This is a genomic window from Synechococcus sp. PCC 6716, assembly GCF_022570815.1.
GTDB classification, from domain to species: Bacteria; Cyanobacteriota; Cyanobacteriia; order Thermosynechococcales; family Thermosynechococcaceae; genus Thermosynechococcus; species Thermosynechococcus lividus.
The window spans coordinates 16,162-33,262 of record NZ_JAKLTU010000028.1; the positions used below are offsets into that span (position 1 = coordinate 16,162).

Below are 17,101 nucleotides of genomic sequence, written 5' to 3' on the forward strand. Positions count from 1 at the left end.
TCCCCTAACTAGCAAGGTACTCATGAATATCGCTCCGGCGCTTGCGCAGCTTACTGAGGGCTTCCCGCTCAATTTGCCGCACCCGCTCCCGGCTAATGTTTAACAACTCACCCACCTTGGCGAGGGTCAGGGGTTGACCGTCTTCCAGCCCAAACCGCAGAGACAGCACTTGGCGCTGCTGCGGGGTTAAGTCCGCCATCAGCCGCTCTAAATCACTGCGCAAGGACGACTGAGCCGTAAACTCTTCCGGCGAAATCGAGGTATCCTCCAGCAGTTCGCCCAGTTCGGTATCTTGGTTGTCCCCCACCCGCACATCCAACGACAAGGGCTGCCGCGCCCGCTCCAGATACTCCCGCACTTGGGCTGGGGTGAGTTCCAGTTCTGCAGCCAGTTCGTTAATGGTGGCGGCTCGTCCTAGCCGCTGGGAGAGTTGGCGTTGCGCCTTCTTGATTTTGTTGAGCTTCTCGGTAATGTGAATGGGGAGCCGAATGGTGCGCCCCTTCTCAGCGATCGCCCGCGTAATAGCTTGGCGAATCCACCAGTAAGCATAGGTAGAAAAGCGATACCCCTTCGTCGGATCAAACTTTTCCACCCCCCGCTGCATCCCAATCGTGCCCTCTTGAATCAGATCCAGCAGATCCACATTGCGCTTAATATACTTCTTGGCCACCGACACCACCAAGCGCAGATTTGCTTCCACCATCTTGCGCTTAGCCCGCTCGCCCGTCTCAATAGCGCTCTCTAGCTCCGCTGGGTTGATATTAGCGGCAGTTGCCCACTCCTGTAGAGTTGGTTCACGGTTGAGGTCATTGGCAAGCTGTTCGCGCAGTTCATTGAGTAGGGCAAGGTGCTGCACCTGTTTACCATAGATAACTTCTTGCTCGTGGGTTAGTAACGGTACACGACCAATCTCCCGCAGATAAGTACGTACCAAGTCTTTTGAAGTCTCCATAGTCACCATCGCTCAATATGAAGGTTGACAGCAGTTAGTCGTTGAAATGCTTTTGATATTGGTTCTTTAGGGTAGTACGGACAAGCTCTCCTGCTAAAGGGTGCAGTCAAACCAGTGGTGCTTTAACAGCTTTTTAGCAGATGTATTAGATATATTAAGAATCTTAACATTTCTAAATCTGTTAATCGGAATACTAACATTGCCCTTTGGGGGTTTTTAATCTTTTCTTTATATTTGCCCTATTGAGAAAGACCTATGGTCGCGGTGGGGTACAGTGGGTTGGGTAGAGGCACTACAACGGTGCAGGGAGGGACAGTGCTGCAGCAAACAATCACTGAGGCGGTGCGTGGTGGTCTGATTGTGTCCTGCCAAGCCCCTCCAGACTCCCCCTTAGCCGCACCGGAGATCATTAAGGCCATGGCTCAAGCGGCGGTTCTGCGAGGCGCAGTAGCGGTGCGGATCAACACGCCGGAACATATCCGTGCAGTTCGCCAAGGGGTGAACGTGCCGATTATTGGCCTATGGAAGCAGGTATTGCCTGAAACTCCGGTGTACATTACCCCTCGCTTTGCCGATGCGATGGCCGTTGCCGCAGCGGGGGCAGATGTCATTGCCCTAGATGCGACGGAGCGCAGCCGCCCGGAACCCTTAGCCCCCTTGATTGAACGGATTCACACTGAACTGGGCAAGCTCGTCATGGCGGATATTGACTCGGTTGCCAGTGCCGCAGCAGCTGTGAGTGCGGGCGCTGATTGGGTCGCCACCACCCTATTTGGCTATACAGAGGCAACGGCGGCAGAGACACCTCCGAGTTGGGAGCTATTGACGGCGCTGGTGCAAACCTTGAGCGTACCTATCCTCTGCGAGGGGGGCATTGCCAGTCCAGCCATGGCCGCTAAGGCACTAGCCCTCGGTGCCCATGCAGTGGTTGTTGGTACTGCTATTACGGGGATTGACCGTCAGGTAGAGGTCTATCGGCAGGCGTTGAGGTCAGAGTAAGGCGCTTGCAAGCTATCGAGGGTACTCCCCATCGGGCCAAGGTAGCGACAGAGATAGGGGGAAAACACTTCGTAAATAAGGGTTAGGGGGCGGCGATCGTGCCAAAACAGATAGTGGCGACCCCAAAACGGCCCTGCTTCGCCAAACGCAGCAGCAAGGGTATCGCAGTGGCCGAAATAAACGGCTTGAATATCGCGATAAAGTTCTACTTTGCGCTGGGCAAGGTTCGTCCAAATGGGCATAGCGCGGTTTTGCAAGTACTCATCCACATGGGCGGCTTCCCACCAGGAGGCTGCGTAGGCAAGGCGCTGACCCGAGGCCGTGCGCAACCACACCTGACGGCGCAGGCGTGGCCCCGGAATCAGTTGCAGTTGGGGTGGCGCAGCATCATGTTCATGCCCAATGGCCGACATATCAATCACATCCACTTCCGTTGCTTCGCGGGTCAACAGTTGTAGGTGCCGCGTGGGGGAGCCATCTCCTAAGATGAGAATTTGCCATGCTGGGGCAAGCAGATCGTGGGGCAGCCCCTGCTGGATCGTTGCAAAGTCTCCCTGCCATAGCGGCTCAAGGGCGTGCCACGAGGATGAAGTGGTTGAGGGCAACAGCGAAGCAGTCAAGGAGAGTACAGGTTGCTTAACAAAACTTCGTTAATTGTAGCAAGGATTTTACGGACGCTAGGGTGCTATGGGGTACAGTCAATAATGAGGCAGGAGTATTCAACCCACTAGGCAAGTAGGATGACAACGACAACAGATACGACAGCGGAGTTAACCCCTGAGCAAACTGGCACATGGATTAAAGGACTGTTGAGTGTTGCCTGTGCTGACGGCCACTTTGACCCCGAGGAGCAGAAGCTCATTGCCAGCCTCATCCAAGACGAAATTGCCCCTGACATTGACATTGATCATTTTTCCCCCGTCACGGATGCCGAATTAGTTGCTGCCTTTGGGGGCGATCGCCCCTTGGCTGAAAACTTCTTGCGCACAGCGGTTATGGTGGGGCTGGCCAACGGCATTTACTCCCAATCCGAAGATGCTGAACTACAACGCTTCTGCCGTGCCCTGGGGCTAGAAATTGACGCTTTGGAATCGCTAAAACATACCCTTGACGGGCGGCACGACGCCGGTGAGCACACCCTGCGGCTGCTAGATCCAGTGCGCAACTGGTTAGACGACCTCGAAGTAAAAGATGCCAAGGTGGCGCGGTTTCTCTGCCGTTTAATTCCCCCCCAATGCCCCTTTGAGCGCGACATCACCCTCTTTGGGCGCAAAATTGTTCACATTCCCCCCCTCTGTAAACTCAATCCCCTTTATGATCAGTTAGTGGGGTTACGCTTCCGATCGCTGACGTACTTAGCCGATGAGTGCGGTGAGGACATTACCCCCTACTGTTAACATGCATCCTGCTACTCTCTATGCCCAATAAACCCAAAATTGCGATCGCCCATCTTGGCTGCGACAAAAATCGTGTTGACACTGAACATATGATTGGGTTGTTGGCAGCAGCAGGCTACGGAGTAAGCACCGATGAAACCGAGGCCGATTACGTTATTGTCAATACCTGTAGTTTTATCCAAGCTGCCCGCCAAGAGTCGGTGCGCACCCTTGTCGAACTCGCAGAGGCCAATAAAAAAATTGTGATTACCGGCTGCCTAGCGCAGCACTTTCAGGGGGAATTATTGGCGGAGATTCCCGAAGCGGTGGCGGTTGTTGGCAGTGGTGACTACCAACACATTGTTGAGGTCATTGAGCGGGCTGAAACGGGTGAGCGGGTGCAGCGGGTGAGTGCCGTGCCGACCTACATTGCCGATGAAACGGTGCCCCGCTATCGCACAACCCCAGAGCCAGTGGCCTACCTGCGGATTGCGGAAGGCTGTGATTACCGCTGCGCCTTTTGTATTATTCCGCACCTGCGGGGCGATCAGCGATCGCGCTCCATTGAATCCATTGTTGCCGAAGCCCACCAACTGGCGGCTGAGGGGGTGCAGGAAATTATTCTGGTCTCACAAATTACCACCAACTACGGCTTGGATCTCTACGGCCAGCCAAAACTGGCTGATCTGATCCGCGCCCTTGGGGAGGTCGATGTGCCGTGGATTCGCCTCCACTATGCCTATCCGACTGGTTTAAGCGAGGCGGTGATGGCTGCCATCCGCGACACTGCCAATGTGTTGCCCTACCTTGATTTGCCCTTGCAGCACTCCCACCCTGATGTGTTACGCGCCATGAATCGCCCTTGGCAGGCAGGCGTGAACGATCGCCTCATTGAACAGGTCAAAGCCCAACTGCCGGGTGCTGTCCTGCGGACGACCTTTATTGTTGGGTTTCCGGGGGAAACTGAAGCTCACTTTGAGCACCTCTGCGAGTTTGTGCAGCGTCATGAGTTTGATCATGTGGGGGTGTTTACCTACTCTGCGGAGGAAGGCACTGCCGCCTACCACCTGCCCGATCAACTGCCGGAGGCGGTAAAAACCACCCGCCGCAATCGCCTGATGGAACTACAGCAGCCCATTGCCCAGCGTAAAAACCTTGCCGAAGTAGGGAAGGTGGTTCCTGTCCTCATGGAGCAAGAGAACCCGCAAACGGGGGAATTCCTTGGCCGTTCGCCCCGCTTTGCCCCCGATGTGGATGGTGTGGTTTACGTGAAGGGGACGGCTCAGCTCGGCGCTATCATGCCGGTGGAAATTACTGCCGCCGATGTCTATGACTTGTACGGCAGGATCGCCCTTTAAGTACGGTTTTACCCCTAGGCGAATCCCGCAACAGCCGCTATGGTCAAAGCAGTTGGGGTTCCTGCCATGCTTCGTCCGCGCTCGGCCACCTATACCCGTGATATGCTGCGCGATCCACCGCAGACGGATCGCTTTTGGCAGTGGCATGCTGGGGTCAGGGCGCTGGAGGAGCTACTGCGCTATAGCGCCCCTAGTACCGGTTTTTTGGTGTCTTCCCCCAGTTTAATTCTTGAATATCCGGCGCTTAAGACCTATGTGCTGGCCCAGGGGCGATCGCTGGCGTACCTACCCGCCCAAGAGCGTCAGCAACTTCCCCAAGTGACGATCATTCCAAGTACCAGTGGCTGGCTTAGTCCCTTTTGCCTAGTGTTGAGCGCTGAGGTGAGTGTGCTGCTGGTGTATCAGCCAGAGCAGGGGTTACGATTTTTCTTCGCTCCGGAAGAAATCAATACATTCTGGCAGTATTTACGGCAAGAGCACCCCTTCTCAGGGTTGGAACCGATTGATGAGTGGTTGCAGGAGGTTGGTATTCGCTGCCCTAGCTATCGGCTGGTGAGCCAGTTTGGTCAGTGGCTGCTGGACTATAGCCAGCCTGTGCCCACGCCAGCCACCGCCGCGCCAACCGCCCCAGACGCTGCAGATGTCAATATTCTCCAAGCCCTTGCCCACGAAGTGCGCACTCCCCTAACCACCATCAATACGTTTATCCAACTGCTCCAGCGCCAGCAGGACTTGCCCCAGCGCACTTACCAGTACCTGCATAAAATTGGCCAAGAAATCCATGAGCAAATGACCCGCTTTGATCTGCTCACCCAAGCTGCGGAGATGCTCTCTAGTCCCGCATCAAAAACACCCATGGCCTTGGGGCGCACGTGCCTTCAGACGTTGTTGACAACCAATTTACCGCGCTGGCAGAAGCAGGCCGCACGCCGCCAAGTGAGCTTAACTCTCCAGTGCCCTGCCAACCTGCCAGTGGTGCTCAGTGATCCGGAGTCACTGGATCAGGTGCTCACCGGGTTGGTGGAATACTACAGCCAAACCCTTGCTGCTGAGAGCGCCCTTCAGTTAGTGGTACAGCCAGCGGGGCATCACGTCAAACTCGAGTTGCGATCGCCTCAGTATAAACACCGCAGTGATTTAGCCTCCCTTGGGCAACTCTTACTCTGGCATCCGGCAACCGGCCAACTGAGCCTCAACTTCCAGGCGGCCAAGCTCTTGATTGAAGCGGTTGGTGCAAAAGTCACCCAACGGCACGATCGCCACGCTGGTGAGATTCTCACCCTTTATTTACCCATTGCCCGCGACAGTGGCTGACACTGCGGACAATAGTGACTTGAGCGCCCAGCAATACGCAACTGCTCAATGGGGGTGCCACACACCCGGCAGGGCTGCCCTTTGCGGCCATAGACCCATGCCTGTCCTCCGTAGCGCCCATTAACCCCGAGGGTGCTAACAAAGGTGCGCAGCGTTGTACCGCCTGCAGCAATCCCTGCCTCTAGGACGTGGCGCACCGTCTGATGGAGCTGCTCCATTTGATTGGGGGTGAGAGCATCGCTAGGTGTCAGCGGATGCAACGCCGCCAAAAAAAGACTTTCATCGGCATAGATATTCCCCATGCCGGCCACAATGCGTTGATCGAGTAAGGTACTCTTGAGGGGGCGACGGCAGCGATGCAACTGGTCGGCTAAAAATGCAGGACTGAAGGCCTCGCTCAGCGGCTCTGGGCCAAGGGTGGCAAGGGTCGGAATCAGGGCGGCGATCGCCTCGAAGTTGGGAAGCAGCCAACACCGCCCAAAGGTACGCTGATCCACAAAGCGCAGTTCCATCCCCTCAGGAAAGAACCAGCGAATACGGGTATGGGAGCACAGGGGCTGCGAGGCTGCCAGCCACAACAACTGGCCACTCATACGTAGGTGGACAACCAGTATTGCCCCGTTGTCGAATGTGCCTAACAAATACTTGCCCCGCCGTTGCCATCCCACAAAGTAGCGACCCCTCAGGTCATTCCTAAAAACATTCGGGCTGTCTGGGTAAGCGAGCGAGCGAGCTAGACACACCTCCCCTCCCACAAGTGGCTGATGGAGGGTCAGCGCCTCTAGCCCACGCCGCACTGTTTCTACTTCCGGTAACTCCGGCACACGGGCACCTAACGTGCTCTAGGGAGCCAACTACTTCCCTTTTTTGGGAGCACTTACTTCTTCCACTTCGCTGAGGGCAAAGTTATTGGTGTTGACACCGCTAGCACTGCCACTGAAACCGGTGTAGTTGACCTTGTCAAACCGCACAATCACTGGATACTTAATCCCACTTTGATCGACCGAGGCAACGGTGCCAATTTCGTTGTACCAGTAGGATTCGGGGCGGAGAATTCTGACTTTAGAACCACGTTGCACCATGAGTTATGTCCTAAATATCTCTGAACGGCTAGACTTAAGACTACTATGACCGCTACAGCTTGTTACGCTCGCTCCACAAAATTTCACAGAACACCTGCAATGCAGATCCTTGAGCACACTGACGATTCTCTGCGTTTGCGCGATCGCCCACGACTGCTGTGGTTTCTTGGTGGCTTGTTTCTCCTTGCTAGCGGCGCAATTCCCGTTGCCTTTGGCCACCATGAACTGCTGTGCCAGCGCCAAACAGAACCCTTGACCTGTGTGCTCACCAATACCTACACTCTGCATCAACAACGCCTGAGCATTCCCATTGCCAGCCTGCGCCGCGCCCACTTAAAGCGAGATACCGATAGTGATGGCGACTCAATCTACCGCGTGGAACTGCTGACTGGCAGCCGCACCATTCCCTTTGGCAGTTTCTCCTCCGATCGGGGCGATCGCCAGAGAACGGTAGAGCGCATCAACCAATTTTTGGAGAATCCGAGCCAGCCCCAACTGCACCTCACTCAGGATGAGCGCTGGATTGGTTGGCTGATTTTAGCCATTACACTCCCCATTGGGGGTGGGCTTGTGCTGTTACCCGCAGTGGTTGATGTCGAGATGGATCGCACCAGTGGAACGTGGACACTGCGGCGGCGGAATTTGTGGGGGCACCAGACACAGGAGTATCGCCTACGGGATATTACAGACGTTTTCCTAGAGGTTAGCCGTAGCTCCGATAGCGACAGTACGTATCGTATTGTATTTCAGCTAAAATCTGGCGAAACTATTCCCCTGCGGCACTACTATAGCAGTGGTCGTCGCGATAAGCAGCAAACTGTGGACTGCCTACGGGAGTTTTTGTGCCTGCCAAGCGCGCTAGAGGATGACGCTCTTTAAGAGTGAAGTAGCACCCCTTGCCAACGGTAAATGGGTAACCCCTGTGCCAAAACGTACTGCTCCCGTTCTGTGGCCACAGGCCATGGGCTTTGGGGCAGCCAATTGGGTGGTGACGCGGCAAAGGCAGGATGGGCGCGAAACTGCTGCACCATGGCGACGGCAACCTCGAGGACATCGGACTGGAGAATGACACGGCCACCGGGACAGAGGTGCTGTGCAAGGGTTGCCACCAGATCGGGGGTGACCACTCGCCGCTTGTGGTGCCGCCGCTTAAACCATGGATCCGGAAATTGGATACTCACCGTTTGCAGCGGTACGCCTTGGAGTAGTCTCCCTAGGTGGGCATTTGCATTGCCCCATAGATAATGCAGGTTCAACAGGCCATGGCGATCGCGGCGTTCATTCGCCGCCACAACCAACGGATAGCGAATTTCTAGGCCAAGGAAATTTTGCTCAGGATGCAGAGCCGCCATCTGCAATAGAAAAGTGCCACGCGCTGAGCCAATATCTAGATGTAATGGCTGGGACGCGATGGCGTAGATGCGTGACCAATCCGGTACCGCAACCTCTTGCTGAAACCTGCGACTGAGGGGGTTGACGTGCTGTCGTAACCGCACAACAGTGGTGCGATCGCCCATACTCTAGAGCGTCTAAAGCTTACTGAGATTCAAGCCCGCTTCCTTAGCAAAAGCTGCTAAGCCTTTACGCTCAAGGGTTTTAATGGCTTTTGTCGAAAGGCGCAGCCGCACCCAACGCTTACCCTCTGGCCACCACACCCGTTTCCATTGCAGGTTCACTTCTTGCAGCTTTTTTGTCCGCCGATGGGAGTGGGAAATGGCGTAGGCGTTATTGGCCTTTTTTCCGGTGAGTTGACAAACGCGGCTCATAATCTTAAGTCCCTTGCAAGGCAATTGCTAGTCGTTAGACATAACCAAGTCTTTCATTCTAGCATAGAAACGTGCTTCAGCCTGTAAATCATTGGTGTGCTCCTTACACCTCAAGGCGCGGAAGTCTAGATTCGGCGGGCTGAGCCTCTCTAATTCTTCGCTCAGCGTATCCCACAGCTAAGGCAGGGGGCTTTATGCTCACCTTTGGTAAACTAAACACAAACCTGCCGAGTTGCTATCGCGTTGTGGCACGAGTACTGGGGATAGTGTGACGCTTTTGCCAAAACAACATCCTACCGGGGTATCTCGGCGCTGGCGCAACTGGCTCTTGCTGGCACTGGCACCAGTCCTAGTGATGGTGGGGGCGATCGTTGCGCGGCAGTACTGGTCTGCTCCGCCGTTAGAGACTCTCTATCCACTGACCCTAGAGGCCCCTCCCCAACGCCGCGCTCAGCTAGAAGAATGGGCGCAGGCAAAGGATCCCCTTAAACGCGATCGCGCCCGCTACTTGCTGGCGGTGGATGCGCTGCGACACAACGCCCCACAGGAAAGTTTGCGGTGGCTTGAGAATTTAGAGGCCACCTACCGACCCATGGCGGCACGGATTCTCCTGCTGCGCTCAGATGCCTATCGGCAAGCGGGTCAAGGACGCAAGGCAACGCAGACATGGCAGCAGCTGATCCGCGACTATGGCAAGGAGCCGGAAGCCGCCGTGGCGTTGCTCAACCTCCAGCAGCCCGACCGGGCGATCGCCCAGTTTCCGCAGCATCCCGCTGTGGTGAACTATGTCCACACCCAGTTACAAAACAGCCCGGATCACGTCCCCTACCTCAAGCTGGTGGCTCGTTATGGGCTGTATCTTAAAGACTATGGCACCTATCTAGAGATTCTGCGGCAGCGTTACCCTCAGGAGTTAACCCCCGCTGACTGGGAGGCGATCGCCTTTGGCTATTGGGAAAAGATGCAATATGCCCCTGCCGCCGCCGCCTATGACCGTGCGCCCCAAACGCCCTTGAACCGTTATCGAGTCGGCAGAGGTCGTCAACTGAGTAACGATACCTCAGGGGCGATCGCTGCCTACCAAGACCTTGTTCAACGCTTTCCCAACACTCAAGAAGCTGCTTTAGCGCAATTGCGCCTTGCCCGACTGGCTAGCTCCCCAGCAGGTCGCCTGCCGCTACTGGCGATCGCGTTGAAACTGGCCACTAACAGCCAATCGAGTGCGATTGCGGCGGATGTGCTGCTAGAGCAGTATCGCACCTATCGGGRACTGGGGAATGAGACCGCTGCCCAGCGCACTCAACAACAACTCTTGCAAACCTATGGGGGTAGCACCGCTGCTGCTGAACTTCGCTGGCAGTTAGCAGAGGCGGCAGCGCAACAGCGTCAGTGGCAAACAGCTCAACGCTGGGTTGGCGAAATCCTCAAGCTTAACCCCAATAGTGAAATAGCGCCGCGCGCCGCTTTCTGGCTGGGAAAATGGTTAGGAGAGGCTGGCGGGCTCCAAGCCCAAACCGCTGCGTGGCGATCGCTCATAAGTCGGTACCCCCATTCCTACTATGGATGGCGTGCCGCCAGTTTACTCCAGCAACCCGTCGGTACCTTTACAACGCTGCGGCAACAACACCCCCGCATCGATCGCGATCGCGCTCACCCCTTACCCCTGAGCGCTGGCAGCCCAACCCTTCAGGAACTCTACTTGCTGGGGCAAACGCAGGACGCATGGCAGCGCTGGCAATGGGAATTCCAAAATCGGGTCACCCCCACTGCCGCTGAGCAACTGACCGATGGCCTGATCCGTCTTGGGGTGGGTGAGTATCTCGATGGCATCTTCATGCTTGAAAACCTGTTTGTGCGTGCGAGGAATGAACCCGATACCGCAACCTTTTTCGAGTCAATTCAGCGTGACCCTCGCTTTTGGTATGCTCTGTATCCATTGCCCTACTGGGACATTGTTCAAAAGTGGTCTGCTGCTCGTAATCTCAACCCCCTGCTGGTGATGGCGCTGATTCGCCAAGAGTCGCGCTTTGAACCCGACATTCGTTCCGTTGTGGGGGCAACAGGGTTAATGCAACTGATGCCAGACACTGCGACTTGGATTGCAGATCAGCTGAGCCTGAGCGATTTCTCCCTTGAAGACCCAGAGGACAATATCCGTTTAGGGACATGGTATTTTGACTACACCCACAATCGATACCAACAAAATACATTGCTCGCCTTAGCTAGCTATAATGCTGGTCCAGGTAACGTTAGTGATTGGCTACAGCGGTTTGATGCCAGTGATGGCGATCGCTTTATTGAAACCATTCCCTTTCCCGAAACCTATGGCTATGTCAAACGGGTTTTAGAAAATTACTGGAACTATCTCCAGCTTTATACCACACCCCGTGACTAACGCTCGCGTTCTGCTGGTATGGTGACCGTGCCCCCTCCTATGACCCCAAAAAATGTACAAGCCCGTCCTTCAGGACAGCTTTTCTTGATTCCTGATGTGCTCCATCAAAACCGTGATAGGGGCGCCGCCAACCGATACGGCAACGTAGCTGGGACTCCATAGAGCGGTTTTGCCGTTAGGCTTCTTGTAGCCAGCTTGCCCATAACGCCTACTAGAGACACCCTTTAAGGCGTTCACAATTTTCGATATAGACAGCTTCGGTGGGTACTCAATGAATGCATGTACGTAATCAGATTTGCCGTTGATTTCTAGGATTTCAAAGTCCATCTGCTTGGCAACATGCCGGAAAACCCCCTCAATGAGCGCTAACTCATCCACCGAAAAGACATGTTCCCGATACTTGGCCACGCAGACCAAATGCGCTTTCAGATCTGTAACGCTATGCCTTCCTCGCCTAAACTGCCTTGCCATGCCCAAGTGAACCAAGTATAATAGTTACAGACCAATTCTATCAGAAGTGGTGAAAACACGATACCAGCTTAGAATCTACCCCACTCCGGCGCAGCAGTCCAACTTAGCCAAGCGGTTTGGTTGCTGCCGCGTTGTGTGGAACGACGTGCTGACGTATCTGTCACGTCGGTGCTATGCATCAACTGCGGTGCTGAACACGACCGCAATGAGAACGCCAGCAAGAATATTTTGGTGGCAGGACGATGCCGATCCGAATGGGCAAACGCTAAGCCGTGTAAGACCGCTTTGGAGGCGGTTGCTTGTTTGCCTACCCATCAGGAGTCAGCCTAATGCTGGCAGACTGGGAATCCTCGTCCTTTAGGACGGCGGAGGATGTCAATCTCCCCCCTCAGCGCTGGTATGTGCCGCCAATTGATTCGACTCTGTGTGAGTCCTTGATGGATGCATTGGGGTGCGATCGCCCCCTTGCGGAAATTTATCTTCGCCGCGGGTTGACCACGCCTGCCCTCGTGCAAGGTTTTTTAGAGCCAGAAACCCTTGATTTACCCTCCCCCAGTACGGTTTTTGCAGATTTAGACTTAGCGGTAGAACTGCTGCGACAGGCGATCGCCCGGGGGGAGAGCATCACCATCTGTGGCGATTATGATGCCGATGGGATGACAAGTACCGCCCTACTGCTGCGGGCATTGCGCCATCTCGGCGCAACCATTGACTACACTATTCCGTCACGAATGCACGAAGGCTATGGCATTAATGAGCGCATCGTTCGTGAGTGCCACCAGCGGGGGGTCAAGATTATTCTGACAGTGGATAACGGCATTGCAGCGGTACAGCCCATTGCCCTAGCTCGCGAACTTGGGCTGATTGTAATTGTGACGGATCATCACGATATTCCCGCTCAACTGCCACCCGCCCATGCCATCCTCAATCCCAAGCTCGTGGATCCTGATTCCCCCTACCACAGTTTGGCGGGGGTGGGGATGGCCTACATCCTTGCCCTATCGCTGGCACAGCGGCTGGAGAAGCTGTGCGGGCTGGTGCGCCCCTTACGGGAGTTGTGCACGCTAGGAACCATTGCCGATCTCGCCCCCCTAGTGGGTGTCAATCGTCGCTGGGTAAAACAGGGGTTACAGACCATTCCCACCTCCTCGTTAGTGGGGGTACAGGCCTTGATGGAGGTCTCTAATAGTTTGCCCGCAACCAATACCGCCCTGAAGCCCAGTGCCGTTGGCTTCCGCCTAGGGCCACGCATTAACGCCATTGGTCGTATTGGCGATCCACAGACTGTCATTGAGTTATTGACGACAGACGATCCTGCTACAGCGGCAACCTTGGCGGCCACCTGCGAACAGACAAATCGCACCCGTCAAGAATTATGCGCCGCCATTGAGGCCGAGGCGATCGCCCACCTAGAAGCAAGGGGGGTTGATCCGGTCGCCGAGTGGGTGCTGGTGCTTGTTCAACCCGACTGGCATCATGGGGTGATTGGCATTGTAGCCTCCCGCTTAGTGGAGCGCTATGGCGTGCCGGTTTTTATTGGCACTTATGAAACCCAGACCACCATTCGTGGTTCTGCGCGCAGTATTCCCGAATTTAACGTATTTGCGTCTCTAGAGGCCACGAAATCCCTGCTACTCAAGTATGGCGGCCATAAAGCGGCTGGTGGGTTTACGTTACTCGCCGAGCATCTCGATGAATGGCGCGATCGCCTACGTGCCTTTGCCAAGACCTGCCTCAAGAAAGAGCATTTGCGCCCCTTAGTCACCATTGATGCTGAACTCCACTTTAGCCAACTCAACTGGGAATTTTACGAGCAGGTAGAACGGCTACAACCCTTTGGCAGTGAAAATCCGCAGCCAGTTTTTTGCAGTCGCCGCGTCACAGTTGTGAGCCAATCTACGATGGGAAAGCACGGAGAGCACCTCAAGCTCACCCTGCAGCAGGGCAATAGCCCACCTATGAAGGCCAAAGCATGGCGCTGGGGACAGGTGTTGCCCCTGCCCTCACCCATCGACATTGCCTATACCCTTGTCACCAATACGTGGAACGGCGAAACACACTTAGAACTAGAACTACAAGGCGTGCAGCGAAGCGGTGCTACGGGCTTAGAGTGGCAGTGTCCTGAACCACCCCCCCACCAGCCCCCCCATTGGCAACCGTTATCGGAGAATTGGCTATCCCACCTCAGTGGGGTTGTTTTAATGTACGGCTATGAGCGCCCCCTCATTCCCCCAGAAACCACCACCGCTACAATTCAGTACGATCGCCCTCGCTGCCGTTGCCAGCAGTTGATCCTTTGGTCGTTACCCCCCTCATGGACCCACCTGCGTTGGTTACTGGCGATCGCCCAGCCCCAAACTGTCCATGTCGGTTCGCGCATTCCCCGGATCCTCCCAGAGCCTGAACTCATAGCCGCCATCCAAACCGCCATTCTCAACACTGCAACAGTCAACCTGTTGGCTCTCAGTCAAGACTATTGGATCGCCCCGTGCACCCTTGTCGCTGTGTTACGCCACCTTGGCTATGCGTGTGAGGGCTTTGCCCCGACGCTCAGCATTGCCGAAGAGCTTGGGCGACTGCAACGGTGGTATCGGTTACAGGCCACTCATCTCGCTCGGCTCTGCGCAGATCAATCCACCCAGTCAACTGGCCAATCCTGATGGCGATGCAATAGCGCGGTGGGCTGCCCGAACTGTTAAGGAATACAAAGATTTCCCGCTTTTCTCTTAATTTAAGCTAAGGTCGAATACTTTTTGGCTCACAGCACTATGCTACATTTGTGAGAATTTGATACGGTGAGGCAGGTGTGTTTATTCGATTCCAGCCACGGCGGCGACCAGCGCCTCCGGAAGAGGGACACCTCTTCTGGCAACTGGTGTTATGGATCGGGATCGGCTTTCTCTCCGCCAGCATTGGTGCTGTCTGGGGGCTGATGAGTCAAAGTACCCCCCTGATGCAACGATCGCTGTCGGCGAGCGAATGGCGGGTCTTCCAGCGGGGCGATCGCACCGCCGCTACCCTCAACCAACCCATCAATTTACTGCTCATCGGCTCTAAGGTACTCACGTCTGATTTGGAGGAACCACCGAATCCTCATCGCACCTACCATGCCCTTGTTAACTCCGTAGAGGGGCTATCGGACTCGTTACTGTTAGTCCGGTTTGACCCCCTCAATCAACGGCTGGTGGTACTCTCAATTCCCCGCGACACCCTCACATTTATTCGTGGGCGTGGGGATGCCAAAATTAATGAGGCCAATGCCTTGGGCGGCCCCGCCTTAGCGGCAGAAACCGTTAGCGATTTACTGGGGGGGGTGCCCATTGATCGCTATTTCCGCATTAACGTTCAGGGCATTGAGCGATTAATCGATGCCTTGGGCGGCGTGACCGTTGATGTGCCCCAAGCGATGCGCTACCGCGACGATAGCCAACGACTCTACATTGATCTCAAACCCGGTCGCCAGCACCTGAATGGCCATGAATCCCTGCAATTTTTGCGCTTTCGCTACGATGCCCTAGGGGATATTGGCCGTGTTCAACGCCAACAGATGTTTTTGCGCTCACTAATGGAGCAATCGGCACGCCCGGAAACCCTTGCTCGAATTCCCAGTATTCTCGGCATTATTCGTGAGAATTTAGATACTAACCTGAGCGTAGAGGAGTTACTGAGTCTGAGTCAGTTTATGGCTCAGCTACCGCGATCGCGCATTGAGTTTCTGTTGTTGCCCGGCAACTTCAATGGCACGGGGGAGTCGGAAATCAGTTACTGGTTGCCGAACTATCGCCGGATTGCTTGGCTCTCTGATACTTACTTTCGCGATACACCCACCGCCGACCCCCGCGAAACCCCTATCACCTATCCCGAAAATGTGCGGATTGCTCTGCAAAACACTAGTCTCAGTGAGGCAGCAGTAGAGCAATTGCGCCACCAGCTTTGGGAGGCTGGGTATCGGGATCAGTTTGTGGCCGACGCCTTGAGCCAACCCATTGAAATTACCCGGATTATTGCCCAGCAGGGAGACTTGGCGGCGGCACGGCGCGTGCAACTGCTGTTAGGCTTTGGTGAAGTACGAGTTGAAAGTACGGGCGTGCTAGCATCAGATGTAACAATCCAGCTTGGTAACGATGCGCGCGATCGCCTCACGCCAAGCGCTCAACCTAACGTGTCCCAAACTGATCTGTGAGTGAACCGTACGTTATTGGGGTTGATCTGGGTGGCACCGCCATCAAAATGGGGCGCTTTAATCCTAAGGGCGACTGCCTCAATGCAGTGACATGGCCAACCCCTCAGCCCCCCTATCCAGAGGCCGTTCTCAAGGCCGTTGTCCAAGGGATTCAAGAATTAGACCCAGATGATCGCGCGATCGCGATCGGAATGGGGGTTCCAGGGCCTGTGGATGCTGCCGGGCGGGTGGCGCGGCGTGCCATTAACCTTGGCTGGTACGATGTTCATGTCAGTGACACCCTCGAGCACCTCACCGCAAAGCCCACGATTATTTGCAATGATGCCAACTGCGCTGGCCTCGGCGAAGCATGGCTAGGGGCAGGCCGCCAGTTTCAAAATTTAATTCTGCTCACCTTAGGGACAGGCGTTGGGGGTGCCATCATCCTCAATGGTGAACTATTTGTGGGGCATGACGGTACGGCGGGTGAGCTAGGTTTAATTACCCTCGACTACAACGGTGCTCCCTGTAATAGCGGCAATCGTGGCTCTCTTGAGCAACACGTTTCGGCACAAGCCATTCGCCGCCGACTCGGTTGCGAACCCCACGAGCTAGATCAGCGTGCCCGCCAAGGCGATACCGAGGCGATCGCCTTCTGGCAACAGTACGGCCGTGAGTTGGCCGCTGGAATTGCCAGTTTAGTCTATGTGCTAACCCCCGAAGCCGTCATTATTGGCGGTGGSATTAGTGCAGGCAGTGATTTKTTCTTTCCCAGCATGATCGCCGAATTAGAAGAGCGAGTACTGCCCACCTCACGGAGTAACCTACAATGCCTACGAGCTACCCTAGGTAATCAAGCGGGGATGGTTGGTGCCGCAAAGCTCGCATGGCAATTTGTTAAGAAACAGTTGTAATGTGATACCCGAAGTGGAACATCACTGCGCCCGAGGGTGTGCTAGGCTGTAGTGAGTTATAGAAACCGGAGGGTTCGGGAACCGGATAAAACCTCGCTCGTTCACGACGGGGATACAGAACGGTTCAAGCCTCGTTTTTTGATAATGACTTCTTGCCTACGTTCGGCGAAAAACCTGAAGGGTGGAAGGCATCAGGAAAACGAATTCTTAGAGGGCTGTACCGAACTGCTCAAGGATGGCTCATCAATGCAGACTGTAATGGAGTCTGCAATATCATGAGAAAGGTAAGCACAAAGCTCAATATCAGATCGG

At 55.1% G+C, this 17,101-nt stretch carries 17 protein-coding genes; 10 read left to right on the plus strand and 7 right to left on the minus strand.

Going from position 1 to position 17,101, the window contains the following annotated elements; all coding sequences use genetic code 11:
* Nucleotides 1-4: 4 nt before the first annotated feature.
* On the minus strand, nucleotides 5-961 hold the full coding sequence (locus L5220_RS11160; RefSeq protein WP_448527836.1) for an RNA polymerase sigma factor, RpoD/SigA family: 957 nt from the start codon (nucleotides 959-961) through the stop codon (nucleotides 5-7).
* A gap of 306 nt (nucleotides 962-1,267) precedes the next feature.
* Here L5220_RS11160 and L5220_RS11165 point away from each other — a divergent pair, with 306 nt between their 5' ends.
* Nucleotides 1,268-1,951: an N-acetylmannosamine-6-phosphate 2-epimerase gene (locus L5220_RS11165; protein ID WP_448514215.1), complete on the plus strand. Its 684-nt coding sequence runs from the start codon at nucleotides 1,268-1,270 to the stop codon at nucleotides 1,949-1,951.
* On the opposite strand, the gene L5220_RS11170 is transcribed toward L5220_RS11165, so the two are convergent.
* Nucleotides 1,924-2,571 carry a chorismate lyase gene (locus tag L5220_RS11170; RefSeq protein WP_157768333.1) on the minus strand — a complete coding sequence of 216 codons (648 nt, stop codon included), beginning with the start codon at nucleotides 2,569-2,571 and terminating at the stop codon, nucleotides 1,924-1,926. The two genes, L5220_RS11165 and L5220_RS11170, sit on opposite strands and share 28 nt — an antisense overlap.
* A 120-nt stretch (nucleotides 2,572-2,691) precedes the next feature.
* Here L5220_RS11170 and L5220_RS11175 point away from each other — a divergent pair, with 120 nt between their 5' ends.
* Genes L5220_RS11175 through L5220_RS11185 form a run of 3 tightly spaced genes read left to right on the plus strand, consistent with a single transcriptional unit; the run spans nucleotide 2,692 to nucleotide 5,999 of the window.
* Nucleotides 2,692-3,348: a Mo-dependent nitrogenase C-terminal domain-containing protein gene (locus L5220_RS11175; RefSeq protein ID WP_448514214.1), complete on the plus strand. Its 657-nt coding sequence runs from the start codon at nucleotides 2,692-2,694 to the stop codon at nucleotides 3,346-3,348.
* Between the two features lie 20 nt (nucleotides 3,349-3,368).
* Nucleotides 3,369-4,685, plus strand: coding sequence for a 30S ribosomal protein S12 methylthiotransferase RimO (rimO, locus tag L5220_RS11180; RefSeq protein ID WP_499573615.1), 1,317 nt, complete (start codon nucleotides 3,369-3,371; stop codon nucleotides 4,683-4,685).
* Between the two features lie 39 nt (nucleotides 4,686-4,724).
* Nucleotides 4,725-5,999 carry a sensor histidine kinase gene (locus tag L5220_RS11185; protein WP_499573617.1) on the plus strand — a complete coding sequence of 425 codons (1,275 nt, stop codon included), beginning with the start codon at nucleotides 4,725-4,727 and terminating at the stop codon, nucleotides 5,997-5,999.
* On the opposite strand, the gene L5220_RS11190 is transcribed toward L5220_RS11185, so the two are convergent.
* A complete protein-coding gene (locus L5220_RS11190; RefSeq protein WP_499573619.1) occupies nucleotides 5,969-6,823 on the minus strand; it encodes a DNA-formamidopyrimidine glycosylase in 855 nt (284 codons plus the stop codon). The genes L5220_RS11185 and L5220_RS11190 overlap by 31 nt on opposite strands.
* 30 nt (nucleotides 6,824-6,853) lie before the next feature.
* On the minus strand, nucleotides 6,854-7,081 hold the full coding sequence (locus tag L5220_RS11195) for a photosystem I reaction center subunit IV (RefSeq protein WP_099798736.1): 228 nt from the start codon (nucleotides 7,079-7,081) through the stop codon (nucleotides 6,854-6,856).
* A gap of 99 nt (nucleotides 7,082-7,180) precedes the next feature.
* Between L5220_RS11195 and L5220_RS11200 the strand changes: the two genes are divergently transcribed.
* Nucleotides 7,181-7,960: a hypothetical protein gene (locus tag L5220_RS11200; protein WP_499573621.1), complete on the plus strand. Its 780-nt coding sequence runs from the start codon at nucleotides 7,181-7,183 to the stop codon at nucleotides 7,958-7,960.
* On the opposite strand, the gene trmB is transcribed toward L5220_RS11200, so the two are convergent.
* On the minus strand, nucleotides 7,957-8,598 hold the full coding sequence (gene trmB / locus L5220_RS11205) for a tRNA (guanosine(46)-N7)-methyltransferase TrmB (RefSeq protein WP_448527841.1): 642 nt from the start codon (nucleotides 8,596-8,598) through the stop codon (nucleotides 7,957-7,959). The two genes, L5220_RS11200 and trmB, sit on opposite strands and share 4 nt — an antisense overlap.
* 12 nt (nucleotides 8,599-8,610) lie before the next feature.
* The gene (rpmB, locus tag L5220_RS11210; protein WP_499573623.1) at nucleotides 8,611-8,847 is read right to left on the minus strand and encodes a 50S ribosomal protein L28; all 237 of its coding nucleotides are present in this window, start codon (nucleotides 8,845-8,847) and stop codon (nucleotides 8,611-8,613) included.
* A 268-nt stretch (nucleotides 8,848-9,115) separates the two neighbouring features.
* Here rpmB and L5220_RS11215 point away from each other — a divergent pair, with 268 nt between their 5' ends.
* Entirely contained in the window at nucleotides 9,116-11,242 is a 2,127-nt protein-coding gene (locus tag L5220_RS11215; protein ID WP_499573625.1) for a lytic transglycosylase domain-containing protein, read from the plus strand.
* Nucleotides 11,243-11,311: 69 nt separating this feature from the next.
* On the opposite strand, the gene tnpA is transcribed toward L5220_RS11215, so the two are convergent.
* Nucleotides 11,312-11,713 carry an IS200/IS605 family transposase gene (gene tnpA / locus L5220_RS11220; protein WP_448525595.1) on the minus strand — a complete coding sequence of 134 codons (402 nt, stop codon included), beginning with the start codon at nucleotides 11,711-11,713 and terminating at the stop codon, nucleotides 11,312-11,314.
* 49 nt (nucleotides 11,714-11,762) lie between these two features.
* Here tnpA and L5220_RS11225 point away from each other — a divergent pair, with 49 nt between their 5' ends.
* From L5220_RS11225 to L5220_RS11240, 4 genes are all read left to right on the plus strand, one after another.
* Nucleotides 11,763-12,074, plus strand: coding sequence for a helix-turn-helix domain-containing protein (locus L5220_RS11225; protein WP_499573627.1), 312 nt, complete (start codon nucleotides 11,763-11,765; stop codon nucleotides 12,072-12,074).
* The gene (gene recJ / locus L5220_RS11230) at nucleotides 12,043-14,373 is read left to right on the plus strand and encodes a single-stranded-DNA-specific exonuclease RecJ (RefSeq protein WP_499573628.1); all 2,331 of its coding nucleotides are present in this window, start codon (nucleotides 12,043-12,045) and stop codon (nucleotides 14,371-14,373) included. The genes L5220_RS11225 and recJ overlap by 32 nt, the downstream gene beginning before the upstream one ends.
* A 146-nt stretch (nucleotides 14,374-14,519) precedes the next feature.
* The gene (locus L5220_RS11235) at nucleotides 14,520-15,896 is read left to right on the plus strand and encodes an LCP family protein (protein WP_499573630.1); all 1,377 of its coding nucleotides are present in this window, start codon (nucleotides 14,520-14,522) and stop codon (nucleotides 15,894-15,896) included.
* Nucleotides 15,893-16,789, plus strand: coding sequence for an ROK family protein (locus L5220_RS11240; protein ID WP_499573631.1), 897 nt, complete (start codon nucleotides 15,893-15,895; stop codon nucleotides 16,787-16,789). The genes L5220_RS11235 and L5220_RS11240 overlap by 4 nt, the downstream gene beginning before the upstream one ends.
* The last annotated feature ends 312 nt before the right edge of the window (nucleotides 16,790-17,101 follow it).

Bases quoted from the DNA above. Each gene is read 5' to 3' on its own strand.
- L5220_RS11160 (WP_448527836.1), bottom strand. From the start codon at position 961: ATGGTGACTATGGAGACTTCAAAAGACTTGGTACGTACTTATCTGCGG.
- L5220_RS11175 (WP_448514214.1), top strand. From the start codon at position 2,692: ATGACAACGACAACAGATACGACAGCGGAGTTAACCCCTGAGCAAACT.
- rimO (WP_499573615.1), top strand. From the start codon at position 3,369: ATGCCCAATAAACCCAAAATTGCGATCGCCCATCTTGGCTGCGACAAA.
- L5220_RS11185 (WP_499573617.1), top strand. From the start codon at position 4,725: ATGGTCAAAGCAGTTGGGGTTCCTGCCATGCTTCGTCCGCGCTCGGCC.
- L5220_RS11195 (WP_099798736.1), bottom strand. From the start codon at position 7,081: ATGGTGCAACGTGGTTCTAAAGTCAGAATTCTCCGCCCCGAATCCTAC.
- L5220_RS11200 (WP_499573621.1), top strand. From the start codon at position 7,181: ATGCAGATCCTTGAGCACACTGACGATTCTCTGCGTTTGCGCGATCGC.
- trmB (WP_448527841.1), bottom strand. From the start codon at position 8,598: ATGGGCGATCGCACCACTGTTGTGCGGTTACGACAGCACGTCAACCCC.
- rpmB (WP_499573623.1), bottom strand. From the start codon at position 8,847: ATGAGCCGCGTTTGTCAACTCACCGGAAAAAAGGCCAATAACGCCTAC.
- tnpA (WP_448525595.1), bottom strand. From the start codon at position 11,713: ATGGCAAGGCAGTTTAGGCGAGGAAGGCATAGCGTTACAGATCTGAAA.
- recJ (WP_499573628.1), top strand. From the start codon at position 12,043: ATGCTGGCAGACTGGGAATCCTCGTCCTTTAGGACGGCGGAGGATGTC.